The 20,689-nt window shown below is 38.4% G+C and carries 22 protein-coding genes; 4 read left to right on the top strand and 18 right to left on the bottom strand.

Going from position 1 to position 20,689, the window contains the following annotated elements; all coding sequences use genetic code 11:
• Positions 1-66: 66 nt before the first annotated feature.
• Positions 67-780: a spore coat protein gene (locus tag ACQ5H4_RS19160; protein WP_430776587.1), complete on the top strand. Its 714-nt coding sequence runs from the start codon at positions 67-69 to the stop codon at positions 778-780.
• 41 nt (positions 781-821) lie between these two features.
• Here the strand turns inward: ACQ5H4_RS19160 and galE are convergent, their stop codons facing one another.
• From galE to ACQ5H4_RS19145, 3 genes are read right to left on the bottom strand one after another with little or no spacing between them, the layout of a single operon-like run.
• On the bottom strand, positions 822-1,808 hold the full coding sequence (galE, locus tag ACQ5H4_RS19155) for a UDP-glucose 4-epimerase GalE (protein WP_430776586.1): 987 nt from the start codon (positions 1,806-1,808) through the stop codon (positions 822-824).
• Positions 1,809-1,826: 18 nt separating this feature from the next.
• Positions 1,827-2,816: a lipoate--protein ligase gene (gene lplA, locus ACQ5H4_RS19150; RefSeq protein ID WP_430776585.1), complete on the bottom strand. Its 990-nt coding sequence runs from the start codon at positions 2,814-2,816 to the stop codon at positions 1,827-1,829.
• 12 nt (positions 2,817-2,828) lie between these two features.
• Entirely contained in the window at positions 2,829-3,563 is a 735-nt protein-coding gene (locus ACQ5H4_RS19145; RefSeq protein ID WP_430776584.1) for an MBL fold metallo-hydrolase, read from the bottom strand.
• A gap of 160 nt (positions 3,564-3,723) precedes the next feature.
• Between ACQ5H4_RS19145 and yhfH the strand changes: the two genes are divergently transcribed.
• Positions 3,724-3,858 (top strand): protein YhfH, encoded by a 135-nt coding sequence (gene yhfH / locus ACQ5H4_RS19140; RefSeq protein WP_084362072.1) that lies wholly within the window; start codon positions 3,724-3,726, stop codon positions 3,856-3,858.
• Positions 3,859-3,906: 48 nt separating this feature from the next.
• On the opposite strand, the gene ACQ5H4_RS19135 is transcribed toward yhfH, so the two are convergent.
• The 5 genes from ACQ5H4_RS19135 to hemE all read right to left on the bottom strand — a co-directional run bounded on the left by ACQ5H4_RS19135 (position 3,907) and on the right by hemE (position 10,386).
• Positions 3,907-6,063: a YhgE/Pip family protein gene (locus tag ACQ5H4_RS19135; RefSeq protein WP_430776583.1), complete on the bottom strand. Its 2,157-nt coding sequence runs from the start codon at positions 6,061-6,063 to the stop codon at positions 3,907-3,909.
• Between the two features lie 70 nt (positions 6,064-6,133).
• Complete coding sequence (locus ACQ5H4_RS19130) at positions 6,134-6,706, bottom strand: TetR/AcrR family transcriptional regulator (protein ID WP_430776582.1); 573 nt, start codon at positions 6,704-6,706, stop codon at positions 6,134-6,136.
• A gap of 127 nt (positions 6,707-6,833) precedes the next feature.
• Positions 6,834-8,243 (bottom strand): protoporphyrinogen oxidase, encoded by a 1,410-nt coding sequence (gene hemY / locus ACQ5H4_RS19125; RefSeq protein ID WP_430776581.1) that lies wholly within the window; start codon positions 8,241-8,243, stop codon positions 6,834-6,836.
• A 29-nt stretch (positions 8,244-8,272) separates the two neighbouring features.
• Positions 8,273-9,211: a ferrochelatase gene (gene hemH, locus ACQ5H4_RS19120; protein WP_430776580.1), complete on the bottom strand. Its 939-nt coding sequence runs from the start codon at positions 9,209-9,211 to the stop codon at positions 8,273-8,275.
• A gap of 122 nt (positions 9,212-9,333) precedes the next feature.
• Positions 9,334-10,386 carry a uroporphyrinogen decarboxylase gene (gene hemE / locus ACQ5H4_RS19115; protein WP_430776579.1) on the bottom strand — a complete coding sequence of 351 codons (1,053 nt, stop codon included), beginning with the start codon at positions 10,384-10,386 and terminating at the stop codon, positions 9,334-9,336.
• Between the two features lie 250 nt (positions 10,387-10,636).
• On the opposite strand from hemE, the gene ACQ5H4_RS19110 reads away from it, so the two are divergent.
• Positions 10,637-11,152, top strand: coding sequence for an antibiotic biosynthesis monooxygenase family protein (locus ACQ5H4_RS19110; protein ID WP_430776578.1), 516 nt, complete (start codon positions 10,637-10,639; stop codon positions 11,150-11,152).
• A 17-nt stretch (positions 11,153-11,169) separates the two neighbouring features.
• On the opposite strand, the gene ACQ5H4_RS19105 is transcribed toward ACQ5H4_RS19110, so the two are convergent.
• The 3 genes from ACQ5H4_RS19105 to liaF are packed head-to-tail and all read right to left on the bottom strand — an operon-like array spanning position 11,170 to position 13,613.
• Positions 11,170-11,820 (bottom strand): response regulator, encoded by a 651-nt coding sequence (locus ACQ5H4_RS19105; RefSeq protein WP_430776577.1) that lies wholly within the window; start codon positions 11,818-11,820, stop codon positions 11,170-11,172.
• A complete protein-coding gene (locus ACQ5H4_RS19100) occupies positions 11,817-12,860 on the bottom strand; it encodes a sensor histidine kinase (protein ID WP_430776576.1) in 1,044 nt (347 codons plus the stop codon). Before ACQ5H4_RS19100 ends, ACQ5H4_RS19105 begins: the two co-directional genes overlap by 4 nt.
• A 9-nt stretch (positions 12,861-12,869) precedes the next feature.
• The gene (liaF, locus tag ACQ5H4_RS19095) at positions 12,870-13,613 is read right to left on the bottom strand and encodes a cell wall-active antibiotics response protein LiaF (RefSeq protein ID WP_430776611.1); all 744 of its coding nucleotides are present in this window, start codon (positions 13,611-13,613) and stop codon (positions 12,870-12,872) included.
• Positions 13,614-13,902: 289 nt separating this feature from the next.
• Between liaF and ACQ5H4_RS19090 the strand changes: the two genes are divergently transcribed.
• Positions 13,903-15,297 (top strand): hypothetical protein, encoded by a 1,395-nt coding sequence (locus tag ACQ5H4_RS19090; RefSeq protein WP_430776575.1) that lies wholly within the window; start codon positions 13,903-13,905, stop codon positions 15,295-15,297.
• A gap of 37 nt (positions 15,298-15,334) precedes the next feature.
• Here ACQ5H4_RS19090 and ACQ5H4_RS19085 read toward each other — a convergent pair whose 3' ends face one another.
• From ACQ5H4_RS19085 to ACQ5H4_RS19055, 7 genes are all read right to left on the bottom strand, one after another.
• Positions 15,335-16,114, bottom strand: coding sequence for a Cof-type HAD-IIB family hydrolase (locus tag ACQ5H4_RS19085; RefSeq protein WP_430776574.1), 780 nt, complete (start codon positions 16,112-16,114; stop codon positions 15,335-15,337).
• A gap of 56 nt (positions 16,115-16,170) precedes the next feature.
• Positions 16,171-16,437, bottom strand: a complete 267-nt coding sequence (locus tag ACQ5H4_RS19080; protein WP_119707141.1) for a phosphocarrier protein HPr — start codon at positions 16,435-16,437, stop codon at positions 16,171-16,173.
• Between the two features lie 21 nt (positions 16,438-16,458).
• Positions 16,459-17,895 (bottom strand): glycoside hydrolase family 1 protein, encoded by a 1,437-nt coding sequence (locus ACQ5H4_RS19075; RefSeq protein ID WP_430776573.1) that lies wholly within the window; start codon positions 17,893-17,895, stop codon positions 16,459-16,461.
• Positions 17,896-18,016: 121 nt separating this feature from the next.
• Positions 18,017-18,343, bottom strand: coding sequence for a PTS lactose/cellobiose transporter subunit IIA (locus ACQ5H4_RS19070; RefSeq protein ID WP_066054491.1), 327 nt, complete (start codon positions 18,341-18,343; stop codon positions 18,017-18,019).
• A 76-nt stretch (positions 18,344-18,419) separates the two neighbouring features.
• On the bottom strand, positions 18,420-19,751 hold the full coding sequence (celB, locus tag ACQ5H4_RS19065) for a PTS cellobiose transporter subunit IIC (protein ID WP_430776610.1): 1,332 nt from the start codon (positions 19,749-19,751) through the stop codon (positions 18,420-18,422).
• A gap of 32 nt (positions 19,752-19,783) precedes the next feature.
• Positions 19,784-20,086 carry a PTS sugar transporter subunit IIB gene (locus ACQ5H4_RS19060; RefSeq protein ID WP_160548206.1) on the bottom strand — a complete coding sequence of 101 codons (303 nt, stop codon included), beginning with the start codon at positions 20,084-20,086 and terminating at the stop codon, positions 19,784-19,786.
• Positions 20,087-20,325: 239 nt separating this feature from the next.
• On the bottom strand, positions 20,326-20,631 hold the full coding sequence (locus ACQ5H4_RS19055; protein WP_430776572.1) for a PTS sugar transporter subunit IIB: 306 nt from the start codon (positions 20,629-20,631) through the stop codon (positions 20,326-20,328).
• Positions 20,632-20,689 lie beyond the last annotated feature (58 nt).

The raw sequence follows: 20,689 nt of genomic DNA, 5'->3' as shown, positions 1-20,689 counted from the left end.
ATCTTTCACCATAATAGACACGTACGGTATTTCGCTGTACAAATCCGAAAGTGGGGGTTGAGACGGATGATAACACAACAACAGCAAAACAACATGCAAACGGCTTCTACAAATAATATGATGGCTTCACCGAATATGGCAAGAACTGTGAATCATGGGGCACATGAAATTCTTGATGTGCATGAGGTGATTTCGGGTACCCTTGGTACGATTGATCAATATTTAATGTTCGAGCAACAGATTAAGGATCCAGAGTTAAAGGATATTGTCGTTCGACAACGTCAATTTATTACGGATCAATATAATGTGTTGGTCGAGTGCTTTAAAACTGGACAAGATCCAAGTCACCCAACTTCTAGCTATATGATGAAGCAATCCAATGATGTTGTTTATGGTATGAAATCCTCCCAACCAACTAAACCGAAACAATCTGCAGCCGAAATTGATGATAAGTGTTTATCATCTCTCATGCTTAGCTGTATGAAGTCATCTGCACAAACGATGACGATGGCTGCCGGTGAAGCAACGAATCCGATTGTTCGACGCGTGCTTCAGGATAGTATCCCTAACTATTTGGAAATGGCGTACGAAATCTTCTTATATCAAAACAAAAAGGAATATTATCAGGTTCCTCAGCTAAAAGAAGAAGATACACAACAGCTAGTCAATTCGTTCGCTACATCAGGTGGTTCCCAAGGTATCCAAGGTATCCAAGCTACACAAGGAATGCAGAATATGCAAGGCATGCAGAGCAATCAGCAAAACCGCATCCTTCAATAACACCCAAAAGGGGCTCCATCCCACGGAGCCCCACCTACATACTATTTTTCATAACCATTAGGATTGTTCTGGTGCCAATTCCATGCTGTTTCAATAATGGTTTCTAACTGGTTATACTTTGGCTTCCAACCTAGAGTTTCCTGAGCTTTTCCAGATGATGCAATTAACACAGCTGGATCGCCCGCTCGACGTGGACTAACTATAGCTGGAATTTCATGCTTTGTAACTGTTCTTGCTGTTTCAATTACCTCTTTTACCGAAAAGCCTCGGCCATTTCCAAGGTTGAACACATCACTTACCTCATTTTTACGCAAATATTCTAAAGCTAACCAGTGAGCGTTAGCAAGGTCCATAACATGAATATAATCGCGGATACATGTTCCGTCCTTTGTCGGATAATCATCCCCATAGATACCAATATGCTCTCTCTGACCTAATGCTACCTGCAAAATTATTGGAATTAAATGAGTTTCAGGTGAGTGGTCCTCTCCAATGATTCCATCCGGGTGAGCCCCAGCGGCATTAAAATAGCGCAAGGATATCGACTTTAAGCCGGAAGCCCCGTCACACCAACGGAACATTTTTTCCATTGCAAGCTTTGTTTCTCCATATGGATTCGTGGGAGACGTTTCTGACTCCTCTGAAATCGGAACCTCTTTTGGCTCTCCGTATGTTGCTGCTGTTGATGAAAACACAATTTTCTTCACATGATGCTCCACCATAACAGAGACCAGTGAGTGTGAAGCAATAAGATTATTTTCGTAATACATGAGCGGCTTCTCTACACTTTCTCCTACTAGAGAGCTTGCTGCAAAATGAATTACGGCTTCAATCGAATGCTTTGAAAACACTTCACTTAATGCTTTCGAATCGCGTAAGTCTACTTGATAATAAGTTGCGCCCTTTACCGCTGGGAGATGACCGGTTTGTAAATTGTCTACAACCACGACTTCTTCTCCATGATTCAAAAGCTCTACCACTGTGTGGCTCCCAATATATCCGGCTCCACCTGTTACTAAAATTGCCATTCATAGTCCCCCAACATGTTAATAAATTAATTGTAAAAAGTCTTCTTTTGTTACGTTACCGAAATAATGTTTAATATTTACATCGTCCAACGCTAATTGTATCACAGCTTTATCATAGCGAATTCCCGTTAGCTTTTCCTCTATATCGCTGACATCTCCAACTCCAAAGAAATCACCATAAATTTTGCAGCTTTCAATCACCCCTTTATTCACTTCCAACCTCACATCAATATGTCCCACTGGGAAACGGTGCGAGTGCTGAAGGTTAAACTTGGGAGACTTTCCGTAATTCCAATCCCAATTTTGATAACGTTCTTTTGAAAGTTTGTGTATATTTTTCCAATCTTCCTCAGTTAACACATGCTCATTTATCTTCTCTGTACCGCCAAAGATCTTCTCAAGCAGCAGGGAACGAAACTCTTCCATTGAAACCTTTTCTGTTAAAAATTCCGAAATATTGGCGACTCGGCTTCTAATCGACTTAATCCCTTTTGATTCAATTTTATCCTTACGTACCTTTAATGCTGAAACAACATGGTCAATTTCAGAATCAAACATAAGCGTTCCATGACTGAACATTCGTCCCTTTGTGGAGAACTGTGCATTACCAGAAATTTTTCTACCCTCAACCAAAATGTCGTTTCTCCCACTTAATTCTGCCTGTACTCCAAGCTCACGCAAAGCTTCAACGACCGGATCCGTAAACTTTTTAAAATTATGAAAGCTTTCTCCATCGTCCTTAGTAATAAAGCTGAAATTTAAATTTCCTAAGTCATGGTAAACTGCTCCACCACCTGAAAGCCTACGAACTACATGAATTCCGTTACCCTCAACATAATCCGTATTTATTTCTTCAATCGTATTTTGATTTTTACCAATGATAATAGATGGTTCATTTATGTAGAAAAGTAGATATGTTTCTTCTATATTTAAATTTTTCAGGCAATATTCTTCTATTGCTAAATTTATTCTTGGATCAGTAATTCCTTTATTATCAATAAATAACATACTTCTCTCTCCTTAAATTTCAATCACTTGTCCGGTGTGGGCCAAGCCTATTAGTCCATTATAATGTTGCTTTGCTTCTTCCACTAACTGCTGAAGTTCTCCATAGTGAGGAAGATGAGTTAACACGAGTTGCTTAACATTTGCTCTAGCTGCCAGCTTTCCAGCATCAAAGCTGTTCATATGCCCAGCTCCCCTGCCGTCCTGATTAGCATAGAAATTACATTCACACAAAAGTACGTCGGCTCCTTCACTAAATGAAACAAACTCCTCAATAAACGAAGTATCTGCTGTGTAAACAAGAGCTTTTCCATCAACCTCAAATCTCATCGCATAACAAGGAACCGGGTGCTTGGTTAATAAAAATTGAATAGTGAATGGACCTACTTTCAATTCAGCATTCGGATCATAAGCAATCCCTTTTGTGATCGTTTTGTACGTTAACTTAGAAAATTCATACGCATCACCATCATGTGCATAAATCGGTAATGTATTCATCTGAGCCCCTAAAAACCCTTGAATCAATCGAGCATGCTGCAAGGCGCCAATGTCTGCAATATGATCGGCATGATAATGAGATAATACAACCGCATCTAGTTCTTCAGGCTGGTAATAATTTTGTAACTTAGACAAAACCGCGCTTCCACAATCAATCAATAATTGAAAACCGTTATGTTCTAACACATAGCCTGTGCTAGCTTCATTTGCTTTTGGATAACCACCCCAAAAACCTATCGTTGTGAGCTTCATTGAACGATTCCCTCCGCTTATTATTATATCTATCGTTTATTATAGCTTTTTTATTTATTTATGAAAAATAGGTAAAACAATGATTGACACACCTAAACTGTTATAATACAATTTAGTTAATAATTAATCTGTTTCAAACACCATAATAGGGGGAACTTATATGTTTGAGAGCATTGTTGAATTTTTCAGAAACTTACCACCGAAGGAATGTGTACAATGTGGGAATAAAATTGAAGAACAACATGAATGCTATGGCAATAAGTGCGAGCATTGCATGGATGTAACAAACATATAGATTCATAGTTTACAATAAAGGCCCCAGTCAACTGACTGAGGCTATTTTTTATTCTGCCATTACACGAAACTGGCGCTTATGCATTTTTGAAAAATAAAGAATGGTACCTACCGCACAAACAACAGCGAACGCAAAAAGGATATACACGTTATGCCACATGAATGAGTAATCCCCACTTGAAATAATCGCTTTAAATCCTTGAACCGAATAAGTCATTGGCAATAATGAATTAAACGGCTGTAATGCGTTTGGAATAAGCTCTAATGGAAAGGTTCCTGCACTTGTTGTTAATTGCAAAATAAGAACGATAATGGCGACAAAACGACCTGGATCTCCAAGTGTTGTGACCAATAATTGAATTAAAGCCACAAACGTGATACTAGTAATAATCGTAAAGAAATAAAAGTAAAATATACTTTCAACCTGTAATCCTAGACCTAGTAGTAACACGGTGGCTGCTACAATCCCCTGTAATACGCCCACTACACCAATAATAGAAAATTTACTTATGAACCAGTTCATTCCACTCTTAGGAATAGATGCTGGCTCCTTTAAAGGAAACACAATGGATAAAAGTAAAGCACCTTCGAATAATCCTAATGACAGGAAGTATGGAGCGAACCCTGTACCGTAGTTTGATACCTCATTTACTTTCTTTTCCTTCACTTCGACTGGCTGTGCCATCATATCAAATGTTTTATCCGTAGCATCAACACTGGATGCTTTGTCTGCTCCTTCAGCTAGCTTCGTTGACAGTTCATTGCTACCGTCTAGTAGCCTGTTGTTACCATCGACAATTTTATCGCTACCTTCTTGTAACTGGCTGGCACTTGACGCAATGGTTTTTGATGCGTCCGGTAACTCGGTAACGCCGGACACTAACCCATTTGTACCTTCACTAATTTTTTGGGCACCAATTGAGGCTTCAGAAAGCTTTTGCTGAAATAACTCCATGCCAGACTCAAACGTTGTTTGTCCCGCAGAAAGCTCTGTAGATCCTGTTACTAAAGCCTTCGTACCTTCTTCTAATTGATGTAATCCACCTTGAAGTTCTTTTTGTCCTGCTAGTAAAGTTCCCATGCCGTTTTCAAGATTGCTTGCACCGGCGGATAAAAGAGCCGATTTTTCTGCTAGTATTTGAGTATTTGAATCTAAAGAGGCCAGTGTTTGTTCAAGTACTTTTCTCTCCTGGCCTTCAGGCATTTGTGAAATGACCGCCTGTAAGGATTGAGTGATCGCCTTTACGCCACCATTAACCGCCTCGGCACCTTTTTGCCACTCGGCAAGTGAGGTTTCTAGTGTTGCCGCCCCTTTTATTAACTCACTTGTTCCATCGATTAACGCTGGAACCTTATCATTCACCGTTTCTAGCCCTATGTTTACATCCGTAATTCCTTGATGCAAACTGCCTAGCCCCGTTTGAATTCTCTTTGAGGCTGTCATAAGTTCGTTTTGGCCACTGCTTAATTGTCCTAAACCTGCTGATAAATTGGACGCCCCTTTATTGAGGACAATTGTCCCGTTCGTAGCACTAGTCATTCCTTCCGAGAACTTTTCTGTTCCATTTGAAAATTGGGTCAGCTTATCATGAAAGTTTGAAGTCCCTGCCAAAAGATCAGCTGTTCCAGTGCTTAAATCATTCGCACCTTCACTTGCTTTTGTTATTCCATCTGCAAGTTCTCCTACTTTGTCAAACATACTTTCTGCATATGTTTCTGTTACTTTTGCTGAAAGAGAGGCTTTAATCTTTTCAATAGCAGTGCCACCAATTTGTGCTGCTAAAAAGTTATAGCCTTCATTTGGTGTATACGTAAGTGCAAGCTTCTCTGGGTTTTCATCTAAAAGTGTGGTCGCATTTTCAGAAAAATCATCTGGTATCTCGACGATCATATAATATTTTTGGTTTTCTAGGTCATCGTTTGCCACTGCACGATCAACAAACTCAAAATGAAAATCTTGACTTTCCTTTAACTTAGCGACTAAGTCCTCACCTAAATGAAGTTCTTTTCCTTCATAGGTTGCACCTTCATCTTCATTTACAATCGCTACGGGAAGATCCTTCAAGTGATCATATGGATCCCAAAATGCCCATAAAAACATCCCACTATATAAGACTGGTATAAAAAGTACAGCAATAAGTGGGATCAATAGTTTCCGATTTCGAAACACCGCTGTGATTTCTTCTTTTAGAAGATCATTTTTCAATTGTTATTCTCCCCTTTTTTCAAACTGACTAAAATGTTCATTTGGTCATTTTATAACAAAAAAGAAGGGCTTATTTGGCTAAACCCTTAAATATATATTGTTCGAATAACTTGGCTATCTCTTCTTTTTCGAGTGGTGGATTATTTTTTTCCCAGTCGAAAATTAAAGCAATATATAGCTTTAGCATAACAAACGCCGTAACCTTTGGGTCACAAGATTGTATACTTCCTGTTTCAATGGCTTTGGCAACTCGTTCTTCAATATTTCTCAATATATTATTTTCCATCCGAATAATCACATCTACTACTGCAGGTGTACCAATTTCTCTTGCTTCCTGAAAAAGCTTAATTGAAAGCTGGTGGCTCATCCGAAATTCAAGGATTTGATACAATGCTTGATGCAGCTTTTCATGAAATGGCAAATCGCCTAAAAATGCTTCATCTGCTGTTACTTTTAGCTCCTTAATCAGGCTAGATATAATCTCATCAAACAACTCTTCTTTGTTTTTAAAAAAGGTATAAATCGTTCCTTTACCAACATTTGCAATTTTGGCAACTTGGTCTATGGTCGTAGCTTTATAGCCAAACTGTGAAAAAGACTTTGTCGCAGCCTCAACAATGAGTTTTTTTCGATCAATCCCCATATCTTCACCTCAAAAACTGACCAAATGAACAAAATGGTCATTTTGCATAATCAGTAATTTACCATTTTCTAGAGTTTGTGTCAATAATGAAAAAGAGACTCATAGTAAAGAGTCCCTTAAAAATATTTTATTGAAGAAATTGTAATACCTTTTTTACTGCTGCCTCACCTTGATCAATACAATCAGGAATCCCTAAGCCTTCAAAAGAAGCTCCTGCTAAAAATACACCTGGCAATTCTTTCGCAACATGCTCATTGACCGTTTCAATTCTTTGTTTATGTCCAACGGTGTATTGAGGCATAGAATCCTTCCACCTTGAAACAATAACAAAATCAGGATCCATAGTGATATTCATGGTTTTATTCAAGTCTTCAAGAACAATTCTAGTTAACTCATCATCAGATAAATCTACAATCGCCTCATCGCCAGGACGACCAACGTAACATCGAAGCAGAACACTACCTTCAGGGCATGCATGTGGCCATTTTTTATGTGTCCACGTACAGGCAGTTATCGAATAATCGCTATTTCTAGACACGACAAATCCGGTCCCATTGATATCCTTTTCTACTGCTTCTTTTGGAAAAGCCAATGCAACAGTTGCCACTGAAGTTGATGGCATATGTTCAAAAGGATCGAAGAAATCATACTGTTGAAACATCGCATGTGTTACATGATGTGGTACCGCTGAGATAATCGCATCAGCTGCAAGTTTGTCTCCATTGTTTAACTCAAGCTTGTATCCTTTATCCAGTTTTTTAATTCGGTCAATACGGATTCCCTTCAACACCGACCCGACCTCAAGTTTTGCTTCAATTCCGTCCACTAAAGACTGTAACCCAGAAGTCAGTGTTAAGAAAATACCTTTACTTTTTGTTTCAGTCGATTTTTTCGGAGCTTGGGGTGTTGCCTTTTTCATTCCCAGAACTAAGCTGCCATATTTTTGTTCTACCTGATAAAACTGTGGAAAGGTAGCCATGAGGCTCATTTGGTCAATATCCCCTGCGTAGATACCCGAAAGAAGTGGCTCAATTAAATTTTCAACCACTTCATCTCCTAATCTTCTCCTAAAGAAGGTACCTAATGATTGATCCTCAACTGGATTTGACTTTGGTAAAACAAAATCAGCTGCGGCTCTTAACTTTCCTTGAATAGAAAATAGTCCAGTCGTAACAAATGGGGCCAGTTGTGTTGGGATACCCATAACAGAACCACCTGGCATCGGATGCAGCCTCTCTTGAACCAATACATACGATTTCCCAGCTGTATTGTTCACAAGCTTTGACTCCAGTCCTGCTTCCTTTACAAGACGCGTGGCACTTTGCTTTCTCTCTAGGTAGGAGTCCGGACCTCTTTCAATGACAAAACCGTCACGAACAACAGTCTGTATTTTTCCGCCTAGACGATGCGTTGCTTCAACAAGACATACGTCAATCGGTAAGCCCTTTTCACGAGCTTCCTTTTGTAAGTAGTAAGCAGCTGTTATACCTGTTATGCCTCCCCCAATTATGACAACCTTCTTTTTTTCTTCCAACACGGTTAATCGCCTTCTTTTCTAAAAGTTGTTTACTTTATCTCTTTTAACTTGTCCAGTACAACTGTCGCCATCGCATCAATGAATAATGGTTGTGAATTCGGCATTTCTGGTCGGTAATACGACACACCTAATTCTTCCGTAATAATCTTACACTCATAATCGTTATCATAAAGAACCTCTAGATGGTCTGCCACAAAGCCAACTGGTGTGTATACGAATGCTTTATAACCATTCTTTTCGTATAACTCTCTCGTTAAATCCTGAACATCAGGTCCAAGCCATGGCTCTGGTGTATTCCCAGCACTTTGCCAGCCTACAGCATAGTTTTTTACACCGGCACTCTCAGCAATGTAATCAGCTGTTTTTTGAAGCTGATCCGGATATGGATCCCCCGATTGAAGGATTTTCTCAGGTAAGCTGTGAGCAGAAACAATTAAAACCGAATGATCTTTTTCTTCTGCTGGCATAGAATCAAAAGTTGCCCTTACTTTCTCAGACCAATACTGAATAAACTTAGGCTCATCAAACCAGCTTTCAACTGATGTAATTTTAAGATTTCCATGTTTCTCCGCTTCCTCATGTGCTCGTCCGTTGTATGACTTTACGCTAAAGGTAGAGAAATGCGGCGCAAGCACGATACTCACTGCTTCTTGAATGCCATCGTCGTGCATTTGTTTCACAGCATCTTCAACAAACGGTTCGATATGCTTTAAGCCTAAGTAAAGCTTAAATTCCACTTGATCCTGAACTCTATTTAAATGCTCCTGTAATTTCTCTCCTTGTTCTTGCGTTATTTTAGCAAGTGGAGAAATGCCACCAATTGCTTCATAGCGATTTTTTAAATCCTCTAGCATTTCAGGAGATGGCTTACGGCCATGGCGAATATGCGTATAATAACGTTCAATATCCTCCTCCTTGTAAGGAGTTCCATAGGCCATTACTAAAAGCCCCATTACTTTCTTTGTCATAATATCCCTCACATCCTGTTTCTTCACGATATTTCAGCAATTTTTTCACTCATTCATTTATTTTGCCAAAAAAAACGTGATAGTGCTAGTAATAATACTTAAAATATAATAATAATTATCACTTAAGAATTATTACGCTTGTTTGCTGCAGTATATTCATGAACAAAAGTTGTTAGTCGCTTTAATGTTTCAGGGTTAACGGAAGGAAACACACCATGTCCTAGGTTAAAAATATGCCCAGGGTGCGCAAGTCCTTGATCAAGTATCGCTTTGGCACGCTCCTCTATTACTTCCCATGGAGCCAATAAAATAGCTGGATCTAAGTTTCCTTGAACCGTTTTATGAACTCCCATTTGGCGAACTTCTTCAATTTGTAAACGCCAATCTAACCCAACCACATCCAGCGGTAGATCATTCCATTCTAGTGCCAAATGGCTTGCACCCACACCAAACATAATTAATGGGACATTTTCTTCTCTAAGTGCACTAAAAATTCGATTCATCACTGGCTTAATAAAATAGCGATAGTCTTGAACATTTAAGGCACCAACCCAAGAATCAAAGATCTGAATGGCACGTGCGCCGGCTTTTATTTGGGATTTCACATATGTAATAGTCATCTCAGCCAATTTATCCATTAGCGCAAACCATGCCTTTGGTTCTGAGTACATAAATGATTTGGTTTTGTTATAGTTTTTCGAAGGACCACCTTCAATCATATAGCTAGCTAGTGTAAAAGGTGCTCCCGCAAATCCGATAAGGGGCACATTTAATTGTTCCTCCGTTAGAAGCTTTATTGTATCAAGCACATATGGAACATCCTCTTCTGGGTGAATCTCGCCTAATTTCTCTACATCAGTAAATGATCTAATAGGATTTGAAATGACCGGTCCAATTCCTGATTTTATTTCTACATCGACTCCGATTGCAGGTAGCGGTGACATAATATCTTTATATAAAATGGCTGCATCGACATCGTATTGCTCCACTGGAAGTCTTGTTACATAAGCACAAAGCTCAGGCTGATGAGTGATTTCAAATAAAGAGTATTTTTCTTTAATTTCACGATATTCAGGTTGAGACCTTCCTGCCTGTCTCATATACCAAACAGGGGTATAATCCGTTTGTTCTCCTCTTGCTGCCTTTAAAAATGTTTCATTAATTTGTCTTACCATTATGTTGACCCCTTTCAAAAAACAAGCTAACTCCCATTTTAATATACTTTACTCATATTTTAAAAATACTGCGCTTACATACACATCTTCTAATATAGCTTTTTCTACTATAGATGTATAGATAACCGCCTCATCTGTCAAAAAATCTTCTTTTTTTAGATAATGGTTTTTCTTCTAAAACAAGTTGAAATTAGGATTGGCTAGCTCTTCTCGTTATAATTAATTTATACATTATAAGGGGTGAAAGAGTATGAATATCTTTATGACGAATGGGACCTATGAGTTTATGCACTCATTAAAGGAAAAGCATTTTCAAGAAAAGATGCTCCTAATGCAGGATAATGAAACAACACTTCTCATCCATGAAACAGATGGGAATACAGTCTTTGCCTCCCCAAGGAAATATGAAGCCATTGATCAATCGGGGGAATTGGCAAATGGAGCATATTATGTGTTTAACAATATTCCTGTTAGCGAAGAAGGTAGGCCGGTGTTCGAGTATCGCTTTAAAAATCGGGCAAGACTCATTGAGCAGGAACCTGGATTTGCAGCCATTCGAGTGCTACGTCCCCTTTCTAACGATACATACATCATTTTGACTGCATGGAAGGAAGAAAAGGACTTTTTAAATTGGCAGGAGTCTAAGGCTTATGAAAAGGCTCATGAGAAAAGTAGAACCGAGAAAGGAATTGATCAGCAGAAACCACAAATCTTCTCTAGACCTTCCTTTGTGACAAAATATCATCTTGTGCTAGAGAAGGAATAAGAAAAAAGCCGGGAATGCTATCCATCCCGGCCCTCTTTAAATTTCATTAGTCCATTTCGATTTGCATATACGGCCGCCTGAGTTCGATCTGCCACTTGTAATTTACCCAAGATATTACTTACATGAGTTTTCACCGTCTTCACACCGATGTATAGCTCATTACTAATTTCCTGATTCGTTTTTCCATCACCAATGCATATTAATACTTCCATTTCTCTATCTGTGAGCTCATCATGCGGTTTCTTTTCTTTTACTCTCAAACGGCTCATCATACGATTGGCAACTTTTGGTTCGATCACTGATTCGCCTCGAGCCGCTTTTCTAATCGCTTGAACGATTTCATCAGCCGTTGCTGTTTTTAGCATATAGCTATATACCCCAGCCTCAATCGCTGGAAATACTTGTTCATCATCATAAAAGCTAGTAATGATAATAATTTTACAATTAGGGTTAAAAGATAAAATGGCTTTGGTTGCATCAATTCCCGTACCATCTTCCATAAGTAAATCCATCAGAACAACATCCGGCTTTTTATCAGCAACTAGAGTCACTGCATCTTTTCCACAATTAGCTTCTCCTACAATCTCAATATCTGGTTCAGTCTGTAAATATGAGATAATTCCTTTACGTACCACTTCATGGTCATCTACGACAGCTAGTCTAATCATACAGTCCCCCTCCCGGTCACAGGTATTCTAATATCAATATATGTACCTTCCTTCTTTTTGGAGCGAATCGTAAAAATACCACCGATCTCTTCACATCGTTCTCTCATTGTTTTCATTCCATAAGACGTCATACGAACAATCTCTGGGTCGAAGCCTTTTCCGTTATCTCCTATAAACAAATAAATATACGATTCCTTTTCAGTTAACGTTATGGTTATTTTTGTAGCTTCTGCATGTTTTAAAATATTGGACAGTGCTTCTTGAATAATACGAAACAAATGCTCTTCCATTGCTTTTGAAACACAATCAAGCTCATCAATGCTTGCTTGAAATTCAAGGCCAGTTTTCCATTTTAACTCTTGAATTAACTTGATTACACCATCGCATAGACTATCATCTTTTAACTGAACTGGTCGAAGATGAAGTAATAATGCTCTCATTTCACCTTGTGCTTTAACCGCAATTTCTGATATTTGTTCTAATTGTTCCTTCGCTTTTAACGGGTTATTATCAAATGTTCGGATGGTAGCTGAGCTAATCATACTGAGCGCAAACAATTGCTGACTAACCACATCATGAAGATCTCTTGCCAATCGTTGTCGTTCTTCCATGACTGCAGCAGCATGTGCAGTCTGTGCAAGCGCAGTCTTTTCATCAGCTAATCTTCTCGTGGAATATACTTGATCCTGAATATATTCAGCCAAATGGTTTAATTCTTCGGTAATAAGGCCAATTTCATCCTTCTCAAATTCTGGTATTCTCTCAGAAAACTTCCCACTTCTTAGCGTAGAAATAAACAAGTAGATATCTGACAATCTTCCTTTAATTAAATAACTTCCCTTAATGCCAAAATAACCCCCAATAAGCAATAGGATCAAAAAAACATAGAGGGTAAGCCAAAAGGTTGTATGTATGGATAAGCTTGATTGCACATTAAATACATATATTTGTAATCCTAGAAAGAAACAAAGAGAACTAATGAATGCCATCATAATAAAACTTTGCAAAAACCAGAAACGAATCCCCACTCTTTTCTTCATAAGCTTCACCTATACCTTATCAATACGTACAGATCCAATTTTCAACTCAATCGATATCTTTAACTTTCTAACAGCTTCCTCGTAACCTGGCGATTGATAAGTTAATCCACGATTGATTGAATCGGTTTCCTTATCAAAGATACGAATATCTCCTACCTTAATATAAGATTGGACAAAAACAGGAACATCTTCTGGTATGATCATCTTGACATCTCCAATCCACCCTTGAACGATGATCGGAGTTTCTTTTTCCGGAATATATGCTTGGCTAAAATCAATGAAATAGTCTCCAATTGTGTTATAGAGCTCCATTGGCTCTACTGACCAATTCGCTTGTTTAAAACTAACATCACCAATCGAAAATCCTCTAGCTCTTTTTCTCTTTTTCCTTCCTTTTTCACTCATGGTTCTAAACGCATCTATAGGCATATCCTCCTGAAAATGAAACTTAATTTTGTTTCTTCTAGTCAGAATGCTAACAGCAATGTAAATAATCATATAGGGCCAAAGCTTCCAAAACTCCCAAAATCCAAAATCTAATTTACCAAATCGATCGAATATTAATATAGAAGAAAAAAGTAATAAAAATAGAGAGAAAAACAAATTTACCCTTTCAACTAAGGCTTTTATAAAAAGAATCGTCGCAATGACAAATAGCAGAAATGGATAAGAAACGACAAATAACTCTGTTATTTCCAAGGAAATGACACCTATATTAACGAGAAGGAGCACACCCCCTACAAGTAAGAGCATTATTGCAAAAAGCACTTGGTTTATAGTTTGATATCTCAAATCATCCGCCTACTTTCAATCAATAGCTTAATAATTCGATACTTTTCTATTTTCTCCTTCATTCATTTTACCTCTTCTTTTGTAAACTTGAACCAAACTCTAGGTGTTCTTTTTCTCCGTCTAGAGACGGAAAGATTTTCTTTTCCCTCTCACATCTTTGCCCATTTTACATATTCTGTAGCAACCAACCATATTAGGGAAACAGCCTAAAAAGGCATGCTCCCTTTTATAGGAGAAAGGAGTTTGTTCGATGGGTATTGAGTTAACAGCATTACATTGGATTTACCTTTCCTTTATCATTTTAATTATAGGTTTCATGGTCATGAGAAGAGATACCTCACTCGTGTGTATAACGGGAATTTTTTTAATAGCGATTACTGCTACCGGTTCACTTAGCGCTTCTATTAGTGATATATTTTCTAGTTTTATTTATGCTATTACTGAGTTGCTCCCAACTATTCTAGTCATTTCCATAATCGTAGCTATGAGTAGAAGTTTAACTGCAACCGGTATTAATGATGTGATGATTTCTCCTTTTGCAAAAATCATCCGTACACCAGCACTCGCATACTGGACGATCGGTATTTTGATGATGGTTATTTCTTGGTTTTTTTGGCCGTCTCCTGCCGTTGCACTCTTAGGTGCCGTATTACTACCTGTTGCAATCCGAGTCGGTCTACCTGCATTAGGTGTGGCAATGGCTATGAACTTATTTGGTCATGGAGTTGCGCTTTCAGGTGATTTTATAATTCAGGCTGCACCAAAATTAACTGCTGATGCTGCTGGATTACCAGTTAGTGAGGTCATTAGTGCGAGTGTTCCTCTTGTCATCGTCATGGGTGCTGTTACCACCATAACTGCTTTCTTCTTTTTAAAAAGAGATATGAAGCTCGGGAAGCTAACCACAACTTCTTATATTCAATCTAAGTCTACGGATGAAAATACAGAGAAAAACTTATTATCTCTTAAACAGAAAAGATTTTTCTCATTGATGATTCCCATTTTATTTTTATTAGATGTTGTCGCCATGTTCTTACTCGATTTACAAGGAGGGGACGCAACGGCATTAGTTGGTGGAACATCGATCGTTATCCTCATACTAATTACAATCGTTGGGCATAAAAACAAAGGACTTGAAAAAACAACAAGCTACTTAATAGAAGGATTTCAATTTGGTTTTAAGGTTTTTGGACCTGTTATTCCGATTGCTGCCTTCTTTTATCTTGGCGATGCTGGCTTTTCAGTCATCATTGGAGAATATTTACCGGAAGCATCACAAGGGATCGTCAATGACCTTAGTATCTCCTTAGCTGGTATTGTTCCGTTAAGCAATGAAATTGCAGCCGTAACTCTTACAACGGTCGGAGCTATTACTGGGTTAGATGGATCAGGTTTCTCAGGCATTTCATTGGCTGGTTCTGTTGCCAACCTGTTTGCTGAAGGAATTGGTGCAGGTGCTGCCACATTAACGGCTCTCGGCCAAATTTCGGCCATATGGGTTGGGGGTGGAACATTAGTTCCTTGGGCTCTGATTCCGGCAGCCGCCATTTGTAATGTTGACCCGTTTGAATTAGCTAGACGAAACCTGCTTCCAGTTTGTATTGGTCTCATCGTTACCACGATTGTAGCCATCTTTTTAATATAGAAAAAAACATCGTCAGATTCCTTCTGACGATGTTTTTTTATTTCAACAGTCCGACCAATTCTAATCCGTATGCGATCCCATCTTCATCCACATGCTTGGTTACGTATTTAGCAGCACTCTTCGCCTTTTCGTGTGCATTTCCCATTGCTACGCTATTCTTAACAAAGGAAAGCATCTCAATATCATTTAATCCATCTCCAAAAGCATACACATGCTCAGGTGCAATACCAAAATGGTTCATAGCCGCTTGAATTCCTATCGCCTTTGATCCACCAGCAGGTAACACATCAACCGCATAGTCATGCCAACGAATAAAATCTAATTGAGGAAATGCTGATTTATAATCCACTTGATCTTCATCTCTATATATTAAAAAGGATTGATATATTTCTCGATCTCGGTGGTATAGAGGATCATATCCAACCTTTCCACTCACGTTTAAAGAACCAACAGCTGCTTCTAACATTGTATGTGACTCTACATTCCCCTTCATATCCTCGTGATCAAGATACACAATCGGGTGTTGATTTTTAGTTGAATAATTTGTAAGTTCTTCTAAAGCTGAGGTGTTGATTGGATTTTTGTATATCACTTGTCCATTTAATACGACATACTGTCCATTAAAGCTTACATAATTATCTATTTCTAACTCCTTACGAATCTCGGTTATATTAAAAGGAGATCTTCCTGTGGCAATAGCAACCTGATGACCTAGATCCTTTAACTGCTGAATAGATTCCTTTGCCGATTGTGGTAACTTTTTTTCTTCATTATATAATGTTCCATCAATATCAAAAAAGACCAATTTTTTGGACATGTATCTTCTCTCCCAATTAGAAACCCCATCCAAAAATTGAATGGGGCTACTTGATTTTATTCAGCAAGTCCTTCTTTAGCTAATACATCCGTAAGACCTTTTAACGCTTCCTCTTCATCTGCACCCTCAGTTGTAATTGTAATTGATGCACCTTTAGGAATACCTAAAGACATGACACCCATGATAGACTTGAGGTTAACTTCCTTTTCCTTGTAAGCTAGTTTCACATCTGAGTTGAATTTACTTGCCGTGCTCACAAGAAGTGTTGCTGGTCTTGCATGAATACCTGTTTCATCAATTACTGTAAAAGTTTTCTTTGCCATCATTAAAACCTCCTAATATGCTTATAGCTTCTCACCGTTTGATTCGATCACGGATTTGTACCATCCAAAGCTTTTCTTCTTGATTCGACGAAGGTCGTGTTCTCCTTCTTCGTGTTGATTCACATAAACGAATCCGTAACGTTTTTGGAATCCATTCAACCAGCTTAAAAGATCGGTAAATGACCATACGCAATATCCAATCATCTCAACACCATCCGAAATCGCTTCTTGAATGGCTACTAGATGTGTTCGAATATAATCAATACGATATTCATCATTTACCACATCATTTTCTTCAAGCTTATCATACTCCCCTAACCCGTTTTCACTGATTAAGATTGGCAGGCCATATCGGCTTTGTATGCGACGAAGTCCAATTCGAAGTCCAACCGGATCTATATTCCAATCCCAGTTGGTTCTTTCTAAATTGTCATTCTTGACCGTTTTAAATACACCTGGAATTCCTCTGTCTTTTGTTGTTCCTTTTTTCCCTGATGTATTAAAATGGCCCTCTGTTACTCCATCAAGCGGGTTTTCTTCGTATGTGGTTGTTTGGTAATAGTTTACACCCATGAAATCAGGTTTACCAGCTTTTAATAATTCAAAGTCGCCTTCTTCTACCTTTGGTGCCAATCCGTTTTTTTCTAGATAGTTCCAAGTTGCCTCTGGGTATTTCCCCCACGCGTATACGTCCATCCACCAATGGCTCGAAAATCCCTCTGCATTTTCAGCGGCTAATATATCTGATGGCTTTGATGTGGCAGCATAGGCAGGCGAATAAGCAAAGCTCGGACCGATTCTCCCATTTGGAACATATTTACGGAATTCTTTAATGACGCTTGCATTTGCTAAATTAGCATGGTGATTTACTTGATAAAAGAGTTTGTCATCCTTTACTCCTGGTGGATGAGCTGCCCACTGATACCCAAGCATCGTAAAAATATTTTGCTCATTTAAACTTACCCAATACTTAACACGATCACCAAATCGCTTGAATAAAATGTTACTGTAATTCGTGAAATCTTCTATAATCTTTCTTGATTCCCAACCACCATATTCATCTTGTAACGCTTGAGGCAGATCCCAATGATATAGCGTAAGAACAGGTTCAATATTATGCTTTACGAGCTCATTGATCAGATTGTCGTAAAACTCTAGACCTTTCTCATTAACTTCCCCTTTTCCTTGTGGAAGAATTCTTGTCCACGCTACAGAAAAACGATATGCCTTCATTCCCATTTCTGCCATTAACTGCACATCTTCTTTATATCGATGGTAATGATCGACTGCTACATCACCCGTTGTTCCTTTAAATGTTTTTCCAGGTATGCGTACGAATAAATCCCAGTTTGATGGTCCTTTTCCATCCTCGTCCCATGCACCTTCTACTTGATAAGCTGCAGAAGCTGCCCCCCAGAGGAAATTTTTAGGAAACGGCTTTAATTGCTTATGTATCATGATAATCTCTCCTTCACTTTTCCCTTATTCCATAAGTAATGAATATGGTTCTGATGCTATTACACCAGAACCAATTCTTTGTTATTATGCTTCTTTCCGCAGAAATTACTGAAACAAAAGGTTAGCTAGAAACTTTCTCTAACTTAATCGTTTCGTACAGATCCACAAATTCAGTTGCTAAATCTTTTAATGTGATTGCATTCATTAAGTGATCTTGAGCATGAACCATTAATAGAGAAATTTCTACTTTTTCTCCTCTAATTTCACCTTGAATCAATGAAGTTTGAACATGGTGTGCTTCGTTTAATGCATCTGCAGCTTCCTGTAGTTTTGCACGTGCTTCTGTGAAATCTCCACGCTTCGCTGCTGCGATCGCTTCCATTGAAGAGCTTTTTCCATTTCCACCATGTAAAATAATCTGAAATACTGTTTCTTCCATTGTTGCCATTGTAAGTCCCTCCGTATAAAAAGCACTCTCACACAAACTCATGTGAGAATACTTCTACTATTTTTTTAATGTTTAATTAGCTCACTTTTGATGAATTATTTACTCCGCCTTCTTCTTGATGCTTCATCTTATCCCACATTCTGAAGAACGGGAAGTAGATAGCTAGAGCGATAACGACGTTGACAGCCTGCATGACCGCACCTGAGATTTTACCTCCAGTTGCTAGGTATCCACCGATAATTGGTGGCGTTGTCCAAGGAATCGCGATACCTGCTGGCTTCGCAACTAAACCTAACTTCATTGAGTAATACGTTACAATGATTAACACGATTGGTGTTAAGAAGAACGGTACGATTAGTAATGGGTTCATTACGATTGGCGTACCAAAGATGATTGGTTCGTTGATCATGAATGTTCCAGGACCAGCCGATAATTTACCAAGCGCCTTCATTTGTTGGCTCTTTGCCCAGAAAAGCATGAGCATCGCTAGACCAAATGTTGCACCTGTACCACCGATATTGACGAATACTTCAAAGAATTGTGATGTGAAAATGTTCGGTAATTCTTCACCTGCACGGAACGCAATTTGGTTTTCTTCTGTTGCCATTAACCAAACTGGGCTTAGTACACCTGCAACGATGTTTGTTCCATGAAGACCTGCAGACCAAAGCATCATAATAAGCATGTAGGCAACAATTGAACCGATTAAACTTCCACCTAATAATCCAAGTGGCTTACCAAGTACTAATTGAACCACATCATGAATACTGCTGATTCCAAAGTACTCAATTACTAAGCGAATAAGGAAGATCGTAGTAATAACGATAAAACCAGGAACAAGTGCAACAAACGATTTACTTACTGCTGGTGGAACACTATCTGGCATTTTAATAACGATATTTTTCTTAAGAATAAGGTTATATACTTCTGTAGAGAATAATGCGATTAAGATGGCTACGAAAAGTCCTTTACTTCCCATAAATGCAACTGGAATCGCTCCTCCAACTGCAATTGCTTCTGTTGCTCCATCTGGAGTAAACGGTACATTGAATGGTGTAGCTAGTAAGAATGCACAAAGGGAGATAACTCCTGCTGTAATGGCGTCAATGCCATACCGCTCAGCTAGACGATATGCAATACCGAATGCTGCAATTAGACCCATCATGTTAAACGTTGCATCTGTTGGATACATTAGTTTTGCTAACCATTGATCTCCGAACACACTTGCCATGAACTCAGCGTAACCTGGAATCGGTAGGAAACCCAAGATTAGGAATACAGAACCGATAATAATCATTGGCATTGCTAGGATAATTCCATCCTTTAAAGCGCCTAAGTGTCTTTGTGCGGCTAATTTACCAGCAAAAGGCATAAACTTTGATTCAAGGAAACCTAAAAACTTATTCATCACGTTTCATTCCCTTCTCTATAAAGAGATATTTAGTTTTTTAGTGCTACAGCTGTTTTTAACACTTCTGCCCCATTACACATTCCGTAGTGAATTGGGTTAATAGAATCAACCGGGATATTCTTTTCTTTTCCAAGTTGTTGCATTTGAGGTAATAGATAACGTACTTGTGGTCCAAGAAGCAATACATCCGCTTGATCGATATTTGCTTTTACTTGGTCTGCACTTACTGCCCAAATTTTTGACTCAAGGCCTTGTTCTTTTGCAGCCGCTTCCATTTTTGTTACTAGTAAACTTGTAGACATACCTGCCGCACAACATAATAAGATGTTCATCATAATTCCTCCTAATATTCTCGAATACTCTCTTATTCTGAGAGCGTTTAAGTGAAAGATTGACTGATATCAAGAAGGCTTACTTTTTATTGTTTTGCTTTGGTTCTCTTCTTGATGTCTTTATTGTAAGTGTAAAACGCTTTCACCTACATCTATCATTTTTCCGTTTCTCAAAGGAAATGGCTATTGAATTCTTTTTTACATAAAAAAAACAGGTAGCCTATCACCCTGTTTTCGCTTTATATATTTTTTAATAGTTTTGCATATTTTAAAACTTCTACACCATTACAAGTTCCATAATGAACAGTATTGATCACTTCCACTGGAATTCCTTTTTTATCTCCAAGTCTCTTCAGTTCAGGCAGTAAATGACGAACTTGTGGTCCTAGTAGGATAACGTCTGCATCTTTTATATGTTTATAAACAACATCCCCGGGTACTGCCCAGATTTTATTATTTTCCCCCTGATCGACTGAAATTTGATTCATTTTTCTTACTAGTAAGCTTGTTGACATACCAGCTGCACAGCATAATAAAATATTCATCAAAAGTCCTCCTTTACTGACACACAAAGTAATCGCTTACAATGAATTTCCTTTTTTA

It is taken from the genome of Bacillus coreaensis (assembly GCF_050586445.1).
Taxonomy (GTDB): domain Bacteria; phylum Bacillota; class Bacilli; order Bacillales; family Cytobacillaceae; genus Robertmurraya_A; species Robertmurraya_A coreaensis.
This window is presented reverse-complemented; position numbering and strand designations above follow the sequence as displayed.

What these genes read in the sequence shown, in the direction of transcription:
- ACQ5H4_RS19160 (WP_430776587.1), top strand. Translation starts at nt 67, where the DNA reads ATGATAACACAACAACAGCAAAACAACATGCAAACGGCTTCTACAAAT.
- galE (WP_430776586.1), bottom strand. Translation starts at nt 1,808, where the DNA reads ATGGCAATTTTAGTAACAGGTGGAGCCGGATATATTGGGAGCCACACA.
- lplA (WP_430776585.1), bottom strand. Translation starts at nt 2,816, where the DNA reads ATGTTATTTATTGATAATAAAGGAATTACTGATCCAAGAATAAATTTA.
- ACQ5H4_RS19145 (WP_430776584.1), bottom strand. Translation starts at nt 3,563, where the DNA reads ATGAAGCTCACAACGATAGGTTTTTGGGGTGGTTATCCAAAAGCAAAT.
- yhfH (WP_084362072.1), top strand. Translation starts at nt 3,724, where the DNA reads ATGTTTGAGAGCATTGTTGAATTTTTCAGAAACTTACCACCGAAGGAA.
- ACQ5H4_RS19130 (WP_430776582.1), bottom strand. Translation starts at nt 6,706, where the DNA reads ATGGGGATTGATCGAAAAAAACTCATTGTTGAGGCTGCGACAAAGTCT.
- hemH (WP_430776580.1), bottom strand. Translation starts at nt 9,211, where the DNA reads ATGACAAAGAAAGTAATGGGGCTTTTAGTAATGGCCTATGGAACTCCT.
- hemE (WP_430776579.1), bottom strand. Translation starts at nt 10,386, where the DNA reads ATGGTAAGACAAATTAATGAAACATTTTTAAAGGCAGCAAGAGGAGAA.
- ACQ5H4_RS19110 (WP_430776578.1), top strand. Translation starts at nt 10,637, where the DNA reads ATGAATATCTTTATGACGAATGGGACCTATGAGTTTATGCACTCATTA.
- ACQ5H4_RS19105 (WP_430776577.1), bottom strand. Translation starts at nt 11,820, where the DNA reads ATGATTAGACTAGCTGTCGTAGATGACCATGAAGTGGTACGTAAAGGA.
- ACQ5H4_RS19100 (WP_430776576.1), bottom strand. Translation starts at nt 12,860, where the DNA reads ATGAAGAAAAGAGTGGGGATTCGTTTCTGGTTTTTGCAAAGTTTTATT.
- liaF (WP_430776611.1), bottom strand. Translation starts at nt 13,613, where the DNA reads ATGCTCTTACTTGTAGGGGGTGTGCTCCTTCTCGTTAATATAGGTGTC.
- ACQ5H4_RS19090 (WP_430776575.1), top strand. Translation starts at nt 13,903, where the DNA reads ATGGGTATTGAGTTAACAGCATTACATTGGATTTACCTTTCCTTTATC.
- ACQ5H4_RS19085 (WP_430776574.1), bottom strand. Translation starts at nt 16,114, where the DNA reads ATGTCCAAAAAATTGGTCTTTTTTGATATTGATGGAACATTATATAAT.
- ACQ5H4_RS19080 (WP_119707141.1), bottom strand. Translation starts at nt 16,437, where the DNA reads ATGGCAAAGAAAACTTTTACAGTAATTGATGAAACAGGTATTCATGCA.
- ACQ5H4_RS19075 (WP_430776573.1), bottom strand. Translation starts at nt 17,895, where the DNA reads ATGATACATAAGCAATTAAAGCCGTTTCCTAAAAATTTCCTCTGGGGG.
- ACQ5H4_RS19070 (WP_066054491.1), bottom strand. Translation starts at nt 18,343, where the DNA reads ATGGCAACAATGGAAGAAACAGTATTTCAGATTATTTTACATGGTGGA.
- celB (WP_430776610.1), bottom strand. Translation starts at nt 19,751, where the DNA reads ATGAATAAGTTTTTAGGTTTCCTTGAATCAAAGTTTATGCCTTTTGCT.
- ACQ5H4_RS19060 (WP_160548206.1), bottom strand. Translation starts at nt 20,086, where the DNA reads ATGAACATCTTATTATGTTGTGCGGCAGGTATGTCTACAAGTTTACTA.
- ACQ5H4_RS19055 (WP_430776572.1), bottom strand. Translation starts at nt 20,631, where the DNA reads ATGAATATTTTATTATGCTGTGCAGCTGGTATGTCAACAAGCTTACTA.